Annotated in this window: 14 protein-coding genes; 10 read left to right on the forward strand and 4 right to left on the reverse strand. The window is 64.5% G+C overall.

From position 1 onward, the window contains the following. Positions 1 to 5: 5 nt before the first annotated feature. Complete coding sequence (locus HU751_RS20615) at positions 6 to 893, reverse strand: MerR family transcriptional regulator (protein ID WP_186732349.1); 888 nt, start codon at positions 891 to 893, stop codon at positions 6 to 8. Positions 894 to 1046: 153 nt separating this feature from the next. On the opposite strand from HU751_RS20615, the gene HU751_RS20620 reads away from it, so the two are divergent. The 8 genes from HU751_RS20620 (at position 1047) to HU751_RS20655 (ending at position 7060) form a co-directional block, all read left to right on the forward strand. Further along, positions 1047 to 1493 (forward strand): PAS domain-containing protein, encoded by a 447-nt coding sequence (locus HU751_RS20620; RefSeq protein ID WP_186732348.1) that lies wholly within the window; start codon positions 1047 to 1049, stop codon positions 1491 to 1493. A 105-nt stretch (positions 1494 to 1598) separates the two neighbouring features. Continuing rightward, positions 1599 to 2021, forward strand: coding sequence for a nuclear transport factor 2 family protein (locus HU751_RS20625; protein ID WP_186732347.1), 423 nt, complete (start codon positions 1599 to 1601; stop codon positions 2019 to 2021). Further along, positions 2018 to 2770, forward strand: a complete 753-nt coding sequence (locus tag HU751_RS20630; RefSeq protein WP_186732346.1) for an SDR family NAD(P)-dependent oxidoreductase — start codon at positions 2018 to 2020, stop codon at positions 2768 to 2770. The genes HU751_RS20625 and HU751_RS20630 overlap by 4 nt, the downstream gene beginning before the upstream one ends. Positions 2771 to 2776: 6 nt before the next feature. Continuing rightward, the gene (locus tag HU751_RS20635) at positions 2777 to 4024 is read left to right on the forward strand and encodes an NAD(P)/FAD-dependent oxidoreductase (RefSeq protein WP_186732345.1); all 1248 of its coding nucleotides are present in this window, start codon (positions 2777 to 2779) and stop codon (positions 4022 to 4024) included. After that, complete coding sequence (locus tag HU751_RS20640; RefSeq protein ID WP_186732344.1) at positions 4021 to 4830, forward strand: DUF1365 domain-containing protein; 810 nt, start codon at positions 4021 to 4023, stop codon at positions 4828 to 4830. The genes HU751_RS20635 and HU751_RS20640 overlap by 4 nt, the downstream gene beginning before the upstream one ends. Then, the gene (locus HU751_RS20645; RefSeq protein WP_186732343.1) at positions 4805 to 6064 is read left to right on the forward strand and encodes an SAM-dependent methyltransferase; all 1260 of its coding nucleotides are present in this window, start codon (positions 4805 to 4807) and stop codon (positions 6062 to 6064) included. The genes HU751_RS20640 and HU751_RS20645 overlap by 26 nt, the downstream gene beginning before the upstream one ends. Positions 6065 to 6067: 3 nt before the next feature. Further along, positions 6068 to 6556, forward strand: a complete 489-nt coding sequence (locus tag HU751_RS20650; RefSeq protein WP_186732342.1) for a DUF2878 domain-containing protein — start codon at positions 6068 to 6070, stop codon at positions 6554 to 6556. 102 nt (positions 6557 to 6658) lie between these two features. Beyond that, positions 6659 to 7060 carry an ACT domain-containing protein gene (locus tag HU751_RS20655; RefSeq protein WP_186732341.1) on the forward strand — a complete coding sequence of 134 codons (402 nt, stop codon included), beginning with the start codon at positions 6659 to 6661 and terminating at the stop codon, positions 7058 to 7060. A 110-nt stretch (positions 7061 to 7170) separates the two neighbouring features. Here HU751_RS20655 and HU751_RS20660 read toward each other — a convergent pair whose 3' ends face one another. The 3 genes from HU751_RS20660 to HU751_RS20670 form a co-directional block, all read right to left on the reverse strand. After that, positions 7171 to 8553, reverse strand: coding sequence for an aspartate aminotransferase family protein (locus HU751_RS20660; RefSeq protein WP_186732340.1), 1383 nt, complete (start codon positions 8551 to 8553; stop codon positions 7171 to 7173). A 22-nt stretch (positions 8554 to 8575) separates the two neighbouring features. Then, complete coding sequence (locus HU751_RS20665) at positions 8576 to 10066, reverse strand: aldehyde dehydrogenase (protein ID WP_186732339.1); 1491 nt, start codon at positions 10064 to 10066, stop codon at positions 8576 to 8578. Positions 10067 to 10134: 68 nt separating this feature from the next. Further along, positions 10135 to 10983 carry a helix-turn-helix transcriptional regulator gene (locus tag HU751_RS20670; RefSeq protein WP_186732338.1) on the reverse strand — a complete coding sequence of 283 codons (849 nt, stop codon included), beginning with the start codon at positions 10981 to 10983 and terminating at the stop codon, positions 10135 to 10137. A gap of 235 nt (positions 10984 to 11218) precedes the next feature. Between HU751_RS20670 and HU751_RS20675 the strand changes: the two genes are divergently transcribed. Both HU751_RS20675 and HU751_RS20680 read left to right on the forward strand, forming a co-directional pair. Next, complete coding sequence (locus HU751_RS20675; protein ID WP_186732337.1) at positions 11219 to 12082, forward strand: hypothetical protein; 864 nt, start codon at positions 11219 to 11221, stop codon at positions 12080 to 12082. Continuing rightward, positions 12079 to 13464 carry a S1 family peptidase gene (locus tag HU751_RS20680; protein ID WP_186732336.1) on the forward strand — a complete coding sequence of 462 codons (1386 nt, stop codon included), beginning with the start codon at positions 12079 to 12081 and terminating at the stop codon, positions 13462 to 13464. Before HU751_RS20675 ends, HU751_RS20680 begins: the two co-directional genes overlap by 4 nt. Positions 13465 to 13593 lie beyond the last annotated feature (129 nt).

Consider the following 13593-nt stretch of genomic DNA (forward strand, 5'->3'; position numbering starts at 1 on the left):
AGCCGTCACAGGTCCAAGGCGCCCCTGATCAACGCATCAAGCATGCCGGGCGCCTGAGGATCGCACTCATCCAGCAGACACACCGGAATCCCCTGCAACACCGCCTGCGAAGCGCCCAGCCCCTCCCCCACCAAGGCCAGCGGGCAAGGGATCTCCATCTGCAGCGAACGCAGCCGTTTCGCCAAGGCCGCGCTTACCGGCCCCTGCACCGCAACCACCAGCACCGCCGGCTGGATCGCCCCGCACACCAGCGCCAGCTCCTCCAGCGGCTGCCCAGCTCCCAGCACCTCGATGCGTTGCCGCCGATCGCTCAGCAGCAGGCCGGCACACAACAACTGCAGCTCGGCCAGGCCCTCGGCGCTGGCCAGCAGCACCCGTGGCGCATCCGCCTGGTTCATGTGCAGGCGCAACAGCAGGCGGGCGCGCAGGAAGGTGTCCAGGAACAGCCACTGGCTGCGCTCGCCGAAAGCCTCGCCTTCGGCCAGCTCGCGCCACACCGGCATGAACACCTCGTGCATCACCGAGGCCTTGGGCAACAGCGTGAACAGCTGCCCGTGAATGCCCTCCAGCGCCTGCGCGTCGAACGCCTTGGTCGCCCGGACAACGGCCAGGCGCCAGTCGTGAAAGGCATCGTCCTGCGCGGGCGGGGCTTCGGGCCGGCCGGCTAGCAACCCGCCTACCTTGCTGATGGGCACGCCGTTGCCGGTCCAGCGCAGGATGTCGCGAATGCGCTGGACATCCCTGGCCGTGTACAGCCGGTGTCCGCCTTCGGTGCGCTGAGGGCTGATCAGGCCATGGCGGCGCTCCCAGGCGCGCAACGTCACGGGGTTGATGCCGGTCAGGCTGACCACGTCGCGCATGGGCAGCAAGTCAAAGGAAGGGGCGTCGGTCATGGCCAAGGTTCGAATGGGTGAAGGCACATTCTAACTCCACGGGTACCTGTTGCGGCGAGCCTGCTTGGGTCATCATGGTCGGCAGACGCGCCCGAGGTTCTCGCACGGAAGCTACGCTGCGCATTCGCACACACGATCCGACAGGTGAGCTCCATGATCAACGCGAAACTCCTGCAACTGATGGTCGAACAGTCCAACGATGGCATCGTCGTCGCCGAGCAGGAGGGCAACGACAGCATTCTCATCTACGTAAACCCTGCGTTCGAACGGCTCACCGGCTACGCCACGGACGACATCCTCTACCAGGACTGCCGCTTTCTCCAGGGCACCGACCATGACCAGCCGGGCGTCGCCGCCATCGGCCAGGCGATCCGCGCAGGCCAGCCCTGCCGCCAGGTGTTGCGCAACTACCGCAAGGATGGCAGCCCATTCTGGAACGAGCTGTCGATCACGCCGGTACGCAACGAAGCCGACCAGCTGACCTATTACATCGGTATCCAGCGCGATGTCACGGCCCAGGTAGCCGCCGAGGAGAAAGTGCGCGAACTGGAAGCGGAGGTCGCGCGCTTGCGCGGGGCGCTGGCGGCGGCCGGACGCTGACGGCAAAAGCTGTACAAGAAGATTGTCTTTGTACAATTTTAGTCCTAGGCTTCAGTCATACCTGTACAATCCGCCATCGTTGTACAGGATTGCCCGGAGCCGCGTATGTCAGACTACCTGCAGCAGTTCACCGAATGCTTCGCCCGCCTGCACCGGGGCAACCTGGACTTGCTGGAAAACCTGTACAGCGAAGATGTCAGCTTTCGCGATCCGCTGCACCGGATCGATGGCCTGCCGGCCCTGAAGGCGTACTTCGCCCAGCTCTACGCCAACGCCCACGACATCCGCTATACCTTCACCGGCGCCGACGAGGTCCGGCCTGGGCAAGGTTACCTGCGCTGGACCCTGCACTTTCGCCATCCCCGCCTGGCCGGTGGTCGGCCCATCAGCCTGCAGGGCTGCAGCCATCTGCAATGGCAGCAGCGGGTACAGGTTCACCAGGATTATTTCGATGCCGGTGCCCTGCTGTATGAACATGTCCCGGTCATGGGCGGCGCCATTCGCTGGCTGAAGAGTCGGCTGGCATGAGCCGCTACTGGCTGACCGGCGCCAGCAGCGGCATCGGCGCCGCACTGGCCGGGCAACTGCTGGAACAGGGACACCAGGTAGCCTTGGGAGGCCGCTGCGCCGAGCGCCTGACGCCCCTGCTCGAACGCTTTCCCGGGCAGGCACTGGCGGCCCTTGGCGATATCGACGACCGCGAACGGCTGGCGTTGATCGCCGGGGAACTGCAGCAGGCCTGGGGCGCGCTGGACGGGGTCATCCTCAACGCCGGGACCTGCGAATACCTGGAGCCGGGCCGGTTCGACCCTGACCTGGTCGAGCGCGTGGTGCGCACCAACCTGCTGGGCCTGTGTCATTGCCTGGCCGTCGCCCTGCCCTTGCTGCGCCGTGGCGAACGCCCGCATGTCGTGGTGATGGGCAGTTCGGTGGCCTGGCTCGCCCTGCCCCGGGCTGGCGCCTATGGTGCGTCCAAGGCCGCCGTGCGCTACCTGGTCGAATCGCTGCGCATCGACCTGGCCAATCAAGGCATCGATGTCACCCTGGTCAGCCCCGGCTTCGTCGACACGCCCCTGACCCGCCGCAACGACTTTCCCATGCCCCAGCGCTGGACGGCGCAGCGCGCCGCCCGTCATATCGCCCGACGCCTGCCCGGGCGGCCACTGGAAATCAACTTTCCCGCTGCGTTCACCCTGGCCCTGCGCCTGCTCGGCGCGCTGCCGCCGCGTTGGCGCCTGGCGCTGGGTCGACGCCTGGCTAGACGGCCACAGGAATAGCCCGCCATGCGCATCGCGATCATAGGCAGCGGCATCGCCGGCCTGACCTGCGCCCACCTGCTGTCGCGCCGCCACGAGGTCACGCTGTTCGAGGCCGACGACTGGATCGGCGGCCACACCCATACCGTCGAAGTGCCCTGGAACGGCGAACGCCACGCGGTGGATACCGGCTTCATCGTGTTCAACGACTGGACCTACCCGAATTTCATCCGCCTGCTCGACCAGCTCGGGGTAGCCTCGCATCCGACCCAGATGAGCTTCTCGGTGCATGACCCGGACAGTGGCCTCGAATACAACGGCCACAACCTCGACACCCTGTTCGCGCAACGACGCAACCTGGTGTCGCCGGGGTTCTGGGGGATGCTGCGCGACATCCTCCGTTTCAACCGCCAGGCCCTGGCCGACCTGGACCGCGGACGCCTCGACCCGTCCACCACCCTGGGCGGCTACCTCCAGGCACAGGGCTATGGCCGGCGCTTCGTCGAGCACTACATCGTGCCGATGGGCTCGGCGATCTGGTCGATGTCACGGGCGGACATGCTTGGTTTTCCCCTGCAGTTCTTCGTGCGTTTCTGTCGCAACCATGGGCTGCTGTCGGTGAACCGGCGGCCGCAGTGGCGGGTCGTCGCGGGTGGTTCGCGCAGCTATGTCGCACCGCTGTGCCGGCCGTTCGCCGAGCGCATCCGCCTGGCGTGCAAGGTCGACCGGGTTAGCCGCGACGAGGGCGGCGTCACCCTGCTCGGCAAGGCCGGTAGCGAGCGCTTCGACAACGTGGTGTTCGCCTGCCACAGCGACCAGGCCCTGGCCCTGCTGGAAGCACCCAGTGCCCAGGAGCGCGCGGTGCTCGGGGCCATCACCTACGCCAGCAACGATGTGCTGCTGCACACCGACACCCGCCTGCTGCCGCGCCGGCGCAAGGCCTGGGCCAGCTGGAACTACCGTCTGGGCGGTCCCGAACAGGCCTCGGCCGCGCTGACCTACAACATGAATATCCTGCAAGGCATCCAGGCCCCGGTGACCTTCTGTGTCAGCCTCAACCAGACCGCGCAGGTGGACCCGGCTCGGATCATCGCCCGCTACCACTACGCCCACCCCCAATACAGCCTCGCCGCCACCACCGCGCAAGCCCGCCAGGCCGAGCTGCAGGGCCAGCGCCACAGCTACTACTGCGGTGCCTACTGGGGCAACGGCTTTCACGAGGACGGCGTGGTCAGTGCGCTCAAGGTCGCCGAGCACTTCGGAGAACAATTGTGAACAGCAGCCTGTGCCCGGGCTGGGTCAGCCATCGGCGCCTGGGGCCCCGGCCGCATGCCTTCCGCTACCGGATCGGCATGTTCTACCTGGACCTCGACGAGCAGGCCCAGCTGCTGGGCCTGTCGCGCTGGGTGGGCCGCTGGCGGCTGGCGCCCCTGAGCTGGCGCGAGACCGACTACCTGCCGGCGTTGACCGCCAAGGGCGAGCCGCTGGCCCAGGCCGCCCGCCGGCTGGTCGGCCAGGCCACCGGCCAGGTTCCCGAAGGCCCGGTGCGCCTGCTGACCCAGCTGCGCAGCTGGGGGCTGTCGTTCAACCCGGTGAGCCTGTACTTCTGCCATGACTGCAACGGGCAGTTGGCGGCGATTCTGCTGGAAGTGCGCAACACGCCGTGGCGCGAGCGTTTTCACTATGTGCTCCCGGTGCGGGACGGTCTTGACCAGCCATTCATCATGGCCAAGGCCTTCCATGTTTCGCCGTTCCTGCCAATGGCCATGGACTACCACCTGCGCTTCCATCTGGATGCGCAGCGGATTCACGTGCGCATGGAGAACTGGCGAGACGGCCAGAAGGTCTTCGAAGCCGACCTCGCCGTGCGCCGCCAGCCGCTGGACCGCGCCGCGCTGCATCGTTACCTGCTGTCCTTCCCCTGGATGAGCCTGCGCACCGTTTCAGCCATCTACTGGCAAGCCCTGCGCCTGTTGTTCAAGCGTGTCCCCGTTCACGACCACACCGCCAGCCAGGGCACCCTGGTGCTCGGCCATCGCCACGAGGAGCCCGACAATGTCGAACCCCACCCTGAGCGTTAGCAAATCCGCAGGCCTCACACCGCTGTTGGGTGGGCTGGCCCGCAGCGCGGTGCTGGCGCAATTGGGCAAGCTGCGCCACGGCCACCTGCGGCTGCGCGAAGGGGGGCAGCAATGGAGCTTCGGCGACGCCGCCAGCCCGCTGCAGGCCGACGTGGAAATTCTTGAGGGTGCCGCCTGGAACCTGGTGGCCGGCAATGGCTCGATCGGTGCCGGCGAAGCCTACATCCACGGCTACTGGCACAGCCCGGACCTGGCAGCCGTGACCCGGCTGTTCGTGGCCAACCTGGAGGTACTGGACGCCCTGGAAGGTGGCCTGGCGCGCCTGGGTCGCCCCTTGCTGCGGCTGCTGCATCGCCTGAACCGCAACAACCGACGCGGCGCCAAACGCAATATCCTGGCCCACTACGACCTGGGCAACGTCCTGTTCGAACACCTGCTCGACCCGACCATGATGTATTCGGCGGCCCAGTTCGAGCACCCCGAGCAACCCCTGGAGCAGGCCCAGCTGAACAAGCTGGAGCAGATCTGCCGCAAGCTCGAACTGAGTGCGCAGGATCACCTGCTGGAGATCGGCAGCGGCTGGGGTAGCCTGGCGATCCACGCCGCGACCCGGCACGGCTGCCGGGTCACCACCACGACGCTTTCCGAGGCCCAGTACGCCTTCACCCAGCAGCGCGTCCAGGCATTGGGACTGGAACAGCGTGTCACGGTGCTGCGCCAGGACTATCGCGACCTGCAAGGCAGCTTCGACAAGCTGGTGTCTATCGAGATGATCGAAGCCGTCGGCCACCGCTACCTGCCCGTGTACTTTCGCCAGTGCGCCACGCTGCTCAAGCCCGACGGGCTGATGCTCCTGCAGGCCATCACCATCCGCGACCAGCGCTATGCCCAGGCCCGTCGCTCGGTGGACTTCATCCAGCGCTACATCTTCCCCGGCGGCGCCCTGCCGTCGCTGAGCGTGCTGCTCGACACCGCCAGCCGCCAGACAGGGCTGAACCTGGTGCACCTGGAGGACTTCGGCCTAGACTACGCCCGCACCCTGCGCCATTGGCGCGACAACCTGCGCCAGGCACGTGGTGTGCTGGCGGCGCTCGGCTACGACGAAATGTTCCAGCGCCTATGGGAGTACTACCTGTGCTACTGCCAGGGCGGGTTCGAGGAACGCGCCATCGGTGTCGCCCAGTTGCTGTGGGCAGCTCCCCTGGCACGCCGTGCCCCGTTGCCCGGGCACTGACCCATGCGCCGTGGCTGGCTGATCGCCAATGCCCTGTGGCTGCAGGCCGGCTGGTGGCTGTGCGTGCTCGGCGCGCGATGGCCCGGGTTGCTGCTGGTGGTGCCGCCGGTCATGGCGGTGCATGTATACCTGTGCCGGGATCGCCCTGGCGAGGCCTGGGCGCTACTGCGCGTGACGCTGGCCGGCTGCCTGGTGGACAGCCTGTTGGGCGCGATTGGCGTGTTTACTTTCGACAGCCGTCCGCTACCCCTGTGGCTGGCGATGCTTTGGCTGGTGCTGGCCAGCGGCCTGCGCCATAGCCTGGCCTGGGCCAGCCGACCGCTCTGGCGCGGGGCGGTGCTGGGGGCGGTGGGCGGACCGCTGGCCTATCTGGCCGGAGCCCGGTTGGCGCAGGTTGACCTGCCGTTGGGTGCGGTCACCAGCGCCCTGCTGCTGGCGCCGATCTGGGCGCTGCTGCTGCCCTCGCTGGTGCGCCTGGCAGCGTGGCGCTGAGCGGCGCCATCGATTGTCCTAATGCCCTGCACGCAATGCTAATTTCAATCGTCCCCGCTGAACCCTCTAGACTGCCGGCCTACCACCCCAGGAGCCCACACGATGCATGGCGAAACCTCGATTGAAAAACTCCTCCAGTCCATGAGTCCCCTGCTCAATGACGGCGAGTATGTCTTTGCCACAGTCACCGACACCTCACAGCTGCAAGACCTGAACATTGTCGGCAGTTTCAGGGAGCGCGAAGGCTGGACGGTCATCCTCGAGCGAACGGTCGCGGACGCGATGCAGCTGCCCTACACCTACGTGTGCGCCTGGATCACCCTGACCGTCCACTCTTCCCTCGAGGCCGTGGGGCTGACTGCGGCGTTCGCCACCGCGCTGGGCAACGCGGGCATCAGCTGCAACGTGGTGGCGGCCTATTACCATGACCACATCTTTGTCGGTGTCGACGACGCCCAGAGCGCCATGGCGGTGTTGAAGGCGCTGTCAGACAACGCTGGATAACCATACGTCAGGTTCACCGCCCGCCTGGGGCACCAGCCCTGCGCGGCTGTTCATCCAGGGTTAAGGATATATCGCGGGGGGGGGCCCCCCCCCCCCCCCGCGATGGGTCCTCAACGCTTTGCCACCATCCCCGCCACCCGATCCACCGCAATACGGGTCTTCTCCACCAGCTCATCCAGCTCGCCACGACTGGCCACCAGCGCTGGCGCCATGATCATCCGACCCAGGGTGGAGCGAATGATCACCCCCTCTTCAAAGCCGAACGTGCGGCACTGCCAGGCCAGGTCGTTCTCGTTGGCGAAACGCTTGCGTGTGGCCTTGTCCTCGACGAACTGCAGCGCCGCCACCAGCCCCGCGCCCTGTACCTCGCCGATCAGCGGATGATCAGCGAACACCTCGCGCAGGATGCGCTGTAGATACGGTCCGGTGTCGTCCTTGACTTGGCGCACGATGCCTTCGTCGCGCAGGGCCTTGAGGTTGGCCACCGCCACCGCCGCCGCCACCGGGTGACCGGAATAGGTCAGGCCGTGGGCGAACACCCCGCCCCGCTCCACCAACGCCTCGGCGATGCGCTTGCTCAACACCAGGCCGCCCATCGGCACGTAGCCGCTGGTCAGGCCCTTGGCGATGGACAGGGTGTCGGGCTCGAAACCGAAGTGCTGGTGGGCGAACCATTCGCCGGTGCGACCGAAACCGCCGATCACCTCGTCGGCGCACAGCAGTACATCGTACTGGCGGCAGATGCGCTGGATTTCCGGCCAATAGCTCTCGGGCGGGAAGATCATGCCGCCGGCACCCTGGAACGGCTCGGCGATGAAGCCGGCAACGTTCTCGGCGCCCAATTCGAGGATCTTCTCCTCCAGCTGCAGGGCGCAGCGACGGCCGAACTCGGCGGGGGTCAGCTCGCCACCTGCGGCGAACCAGTAAGGCTCGTCGATATGCGCGACGTCCGGGATCAGCCCGCCCATCTCGTGCATGAACTTCATCCCGCCCAGCGCCGTGGCCGCCAGGGTCGAGCCGTGGTAGCCGTTCCAGCGGCCGATCATGATCTTCTTGCTCGGCTGGCCAACCACCTGCCAGTAGCGGCGCACGGTGCGGATCAGCACCTCGTTGGCCTCGGAGCCGGAGTTGGTGTAGATGGCGTGGCTGTAGTGAGCCGGCAACAGGCTGAACAGCAGCTCGGACAGTTCGATCACCGCCGGGTGGGTGGTGTGGAAGAACATGTTGTAGTAGGCCAGCTGGTCCATCTGCGCGGCGGCGGCGGCAGTCAGGTCCTTGCGACCATAGCCGAGCTGGGTGCACCACAGGCCGGACATGCCGTCCAGGTAGCGACGGCCGTCGTTGTCCCACAGGTACAGGCCCTCACCCCGGGTGATCACCCGTGGCCCCTCGGCGTTGAGCGCCTTCTGGTCGAGGAAGGCGTGGATATGGTGGGCGGCGTCACTGGCCTGGTAGTCGCGGGTGTCGCGTTTGGGCGAGAAAGGTGCGTTCATTGTTGTGCTCCTCGGGTGAATGTCAGCGCAGCTGGATCCAGGTGGTCTTGAGCTGGGTGTACTTGTCGAACGAATGCAGCGAGAGGTCGCGGCCAAAGCCCGACTGGCGCCCGCCGCCGAACGGCACGGTCACGTCCAGGGCGTCGACGGTGTTTACCGATACCGTGCCGGCCTTGAGCCGCCGGGCCACGCGGTGGGCGCGGTTGAGGTCGTCGCTCCAGACCGACGCGGCCAGGCCGTAGACACTGTCGTTGGCCAGGGCGATGGCCTGCTCCTCGTCGTCGAAGGCGCTGACCGCCAGCACCGGGCCGAAGATTTCTTCGCGGGCCAGAGCCATGTCCTGGCGTACGTCGGTGAAGATCGTCGGCGTGATGAAGTTCTGCGAGCCGTTGACGCTCAGCCGCTCGCCACCGCACAGCAGGCGCGCGCCCTCGGCCCGGCCCTGGGCGATGGCCGCCTCGATGCGCGCGGTCTGCCCGGCATCGACGATGGCACCGGCGCGGCTGGCCGGATCCAGCGGGTCGCCCGGCAGCCATTCACGGGCCTGGCGCAGCAGGCGCTCGACGAATTCGTCATGGATCGAGCGCTGCACATACAGCCGCGAGTTGGCCGAGCACACCTCGCCCTGGTTGAAGAAGATGCCGAACGCCGCCTTCTGCGCCGCCAGGTCGAGGTCGCGGCAGTCGTCGAACACCAGGTTCGGGCTCTTGCCGCCGCATTCGAGCCACACCTGCTTGAGGTTGGACTGCGCCGAATACTGCATGAAGTACTTGCCCACCTGGGTGGAGCCGGTGAACACCAGGCAGTCCACGTCCGGGTGCAGCCCCAGGGCGCGGCCCGCGGTTTCGCCCAGGCCCGGCACCACGTTGAGCACGCCTTCCGGCAGCCCGGCCTGCAATGCCAGCTCGGCCAGGCGCAGGGCCGAGAACGGCGACTGCTCGGCAGGCTTGAGTACCACGCTGTTGCCTGCGGCGAGCGCCGGGGCGACCTTCCAGGCGGCCATGTCCAGCGGGAAGTTCCACGGCACCACCGCGCCGACCACGCCCAGCGCCTCACGGCGGATCATCGCCACGGCATTGGCGGCGGTCGGCGCGACCTGGTCGTAGAGTTTGTCCAGCGCCTCACCGTACCAGGCGAACACATGAGCGGCGCCCGGCACGTCGATGTTGTAGGCGTCCATCACCGGCTTGCCCATGTTCAGCGAGTCGAGCAATGCCAGTTCCTCGCGGTGGGCCAGCATCAGTTCGGCCAGGCGCAGCAGCACACGCTTGCGCTCGGCCGGCGCCATGCGTGCCCAAGGGCCGTGCTCGAAGGCACGTCTGGCGGCACGCACCGCCTGGTCGATCTCGTCGTCGGCGCAGGCGGCGACCTGAGCCAGGCAGCGGTCGGTTGCCGGGTTGACGGCAGCGAAGGTGGCGCCGTCGCGGGCCGCCACCGGGCGGCCGTCGATCAACGCGGTGGTGATGAAGCTTTGCAGTGCAGCGCGCTGCTGCCAATCGCTTTTCGTATGCACGCAGGTCTCCCCTCCGGCCACACGCGGGGCCGGTGATTGTCGTTGTCTGGATGAGGTGAAACGGTGGTTCAGCGCCGTCGCAGGTAGCTTTCCAGCGGATCCTTGCCCAGGCCTTCCTGGGCCTGGGCCAGCGAGGCGATGAACAGCGAGAACAGCTCGGCCTGGGTGGCGATGTCGAGCTTGGCATAGAGGTTCTTGCGGTGGGTCTTGACGGTGTCTTCGCTGATCCCCAGGCGCTCGGCCAGCGAGCGCGTGGAATGGCCGCGCAGCAGGTACTGGGCGATATGGCATTCACGCTCGGTGAGCAAGGATGAACCGAAATTGTTCAGCGCAGCGTTGATCTGCCGCCCCAGCGCGCTTTCAAAGCGCCCACCCAGCGCCCCGGCATCCAGCTGCCCCCAGTGGCGGCGCACCACCGCCACCACCCAGGCGGCGACGCACTTGAGCTCGGCCACCTGGCGGCTGCCCAGGCGCCGGGTGCTGCCCAGGGCCACGGCGATGGTCAGCTGGGCGTCCAGCGGCACCAGGTAGTTGAGTTCGTCCTCCAGGTGCGCGTGCTGGTAGAACGAGGTGTAGTACTCGCTGCGCTTGAAGTGGTCGGGGGCGACGTCGCTCAGGCGATAGCAACCGGCGGGCACACCGTCCATGCAGGCACGATAGAACGGGCACAGCAGGTAGTAGCCTTCGAGGTACTTCTGCACGTTGCCCTCGGGCAGCCAGGGCCCCTCGTCGTCCTTGGCGAACAGCGCAGATGGCAGGCCCTTGCGCGGGTACAGGAACACGGTGATGGCCTGGCACGCTGCCAGTTGGTTGAGCGCGGCGAACAGTGCCTCGACGAAGCCTGGGGTGCCGATGGCGTCGACCACGCGGGCCATCTGCGCGTACCAATCGGGCGAATTCAGCTGGGCATTGCTCATTATTGTCTTCCCCGCCAGGGTGAGTGCTGGCCGGGATTGTTTCATGGGGGGGACGGGGCGGCTATCACCCTTCGGGGTGAGTCAGTGCAACGTGGACCGTACTGAAGCAGGAGTGGGCCCGAAACTGTTTCATCGATGAAACGGTACTTATCGTTTTTTCTCTTCCTATTTTTTTTATAAAGACAACTACACTATCAATTTGCCATCACTCGATTTGATCATGCAAGGAGCCATCATGAATAACGCCAGAATCTCGGCCGTCCTAGCTGCAGTGTCATTATCAGCTTGCACCGTCGCGCCGAGCGTAAAGTACTCGACAATCGCTTCGAACGCCGATGTTACTGGAAAAGAGGCCAGCTTCTTCTACTTGCGCTCATCACGTGTGGATATTGACGCCACGAAAGACTCAAAAGGAACCCTCACAGGATTTACTCTGCAAACGCAACCGGTCGAATCTCTGAGCAAGCGTCTGGCGATAACGCGTGATGATCCATTCTACGCCCGCACCACCCTGAACATCACCAAACTGCCCAATACCGACCTATGGAACGAAGTGGGTAGCGAAGTTGCCGATTATAGAATCAAGATCATCAATACAGTCGCGGCGATTGCCATAAAAGTCGTTGCATTTGGTGCCTCATCAGGCACCGTCAAGGACCTGGACCCTGCCCAACTGCCACAGAGCATCAAACTCGACAACGTCGTACGGGACGCGCCAAAAGGTGAAAAGACAATTTCACTGGGCAATGGTGTCCAGCTGATCTTGGGCGCCCTTCCTACCGATGCCAGGCCTATCGGCCAGCTCCCAGAGGGCCGTGTCAACTATGCGATCTATGCGGCATGCCGGCCCGCAACGATATTTTTCAAATATAACAACAGTGTCTACCAGAAGAACTTCAAGGTCAGTGACCCACAGTTCTATCAATTCGCGGTCCTGCCGAAAAACGGCAAAGTTGTGTTCCACAGCGAATGCGGTGCTTCCACAACGAATGAAAAGGATAGTGTTTCAACCAACAGCGAAGTTGTCGATGCCCTGGCCACCCAAGCCAAGGCCATCAAGGATGCAATCGACGCTGCGAAGCAGGATGGCAAAAAATGACAGTCCCCAACCTGGCTTCGTCAATGCTCATTGCATTACTGGCCTTCAGCGCAAGCGTACAGGCTGCTGCTCCCCCTCCTTTTACCATCGAGGTCTTGCCCGATAACGATATCTCGCTACAAGCCTTCGGCGTTTTACCCAAGGTTCTACAAGGCGCGACGGAGTTGTCGGCAAACCTGCTGGGCGACGAATCAAGTGGGTGCGTCGAGTACGGCCGAAAAAGCTACACCTCGGCCCAGGCTAATGCCCAAAGCTCGGTAACGGACAGTAGCGTGACGTTGGCGTTGACCAGTAGCTCATTTTCCCGGGGTGGGAGTTATAGAACCTGCATGAGTTGCCTGCCAGGCATCTGCCTGGGTGTCCTGGGGCACGATACGAGTGCCCAGGCATCGGCACGCTCCTCGGCCACCATTACCCTGCATTTCAACCCGGATTATCCAAAAGCCGACTACATCGTGGATATCGCTGGGACGTCCAGCAATGCCGCCTTCAAACTACTGCTCAATGGCACCGACCTGGCACAGGGCAAAGGGCTGGTGAGCCACTCCCTGACACTGACGGCCGAGCCCGGCTCATCAACACAATTGTTCGTCGAACTCCCTACCACAACACGCAACGAGGGTGAATGCTGCGAACAACGAACGGGTAACTCGGCACGTGTCGATGTGAGGATTCGCAAAGCCCCCATACTGGCCAGCAAAAGCTTGTTAAAGCCCTACATCGTAGGCGGGAAGCAAACACACGCCTACAAAAATGTAGGCGCAATCATGCTGGGCGAATCTCTTCACTGTACGGGAACGGTGCTTGGCAAGCGAACCATACTGACGGCCGCACACTGTATCAGCGGTTATGAGGAACAGTTGACCGACATGACGTTCAAGCTCGGCTCGAATCTGCACGACCCAGCGTTCGAACGGGTAAAGGTCATCGACTTCGACTTGCCAAGAGATAGTGCCACGGGCTACTCATTCAACCCCATCACGCTGGAAGACGACATCGCTTTGCTCTACACCCAAGAAGACCTCACGGTCACGCCGGTAAGACTGCATAACGGAAAACCCAACTGGGAACAGCTTGTCGACCAACGTGTATCCCTGACATTTGTAGGATTCGGCTTTGACGTGGTGGACAATGACAAAGTTGCCGAAGGCATCAAACGCGCGGCATCGTGGTGGGTGAACGACATTGAAAATCGTCGCGTAGCGTTCAGCGTGAAGGGAAAGAACACCTGCAAGGGAGACTCCGGAGGCCCTGCCTTCCTGATTGAAAACAGCAGTATCGTACAAGTGGCAATAACTTCTGGCGGGGACGATGCCTGTGAAACAGGCTACCAGACGCGTGTCGATGCGTTCCAAGGATGGTTGGCAAGCCGGGTGCGATGAGTGCTTCCTGGACCTGTGCTGTTGCAATCCGTATCGCGCATGTTCACCACAGACAGTAGCGCCCGCCCTGAGCCCTCACGACAAAAACGCACGGCAGCCCTGCAGATTTGCCAATTGTGCAGGGTAATT

This window comes from Pseudomonas peradeniyensis (genome assembly GCF_014268935.2).
GTDB classification, from domain to species: domain Bacteria; phylum Pseudomonadota; class Gammaproteobacteria; order Pseudomonadales; family Pseudomonadaceae; genus Aquipseudomonas; species Aquipseudomonas peradeniyensis.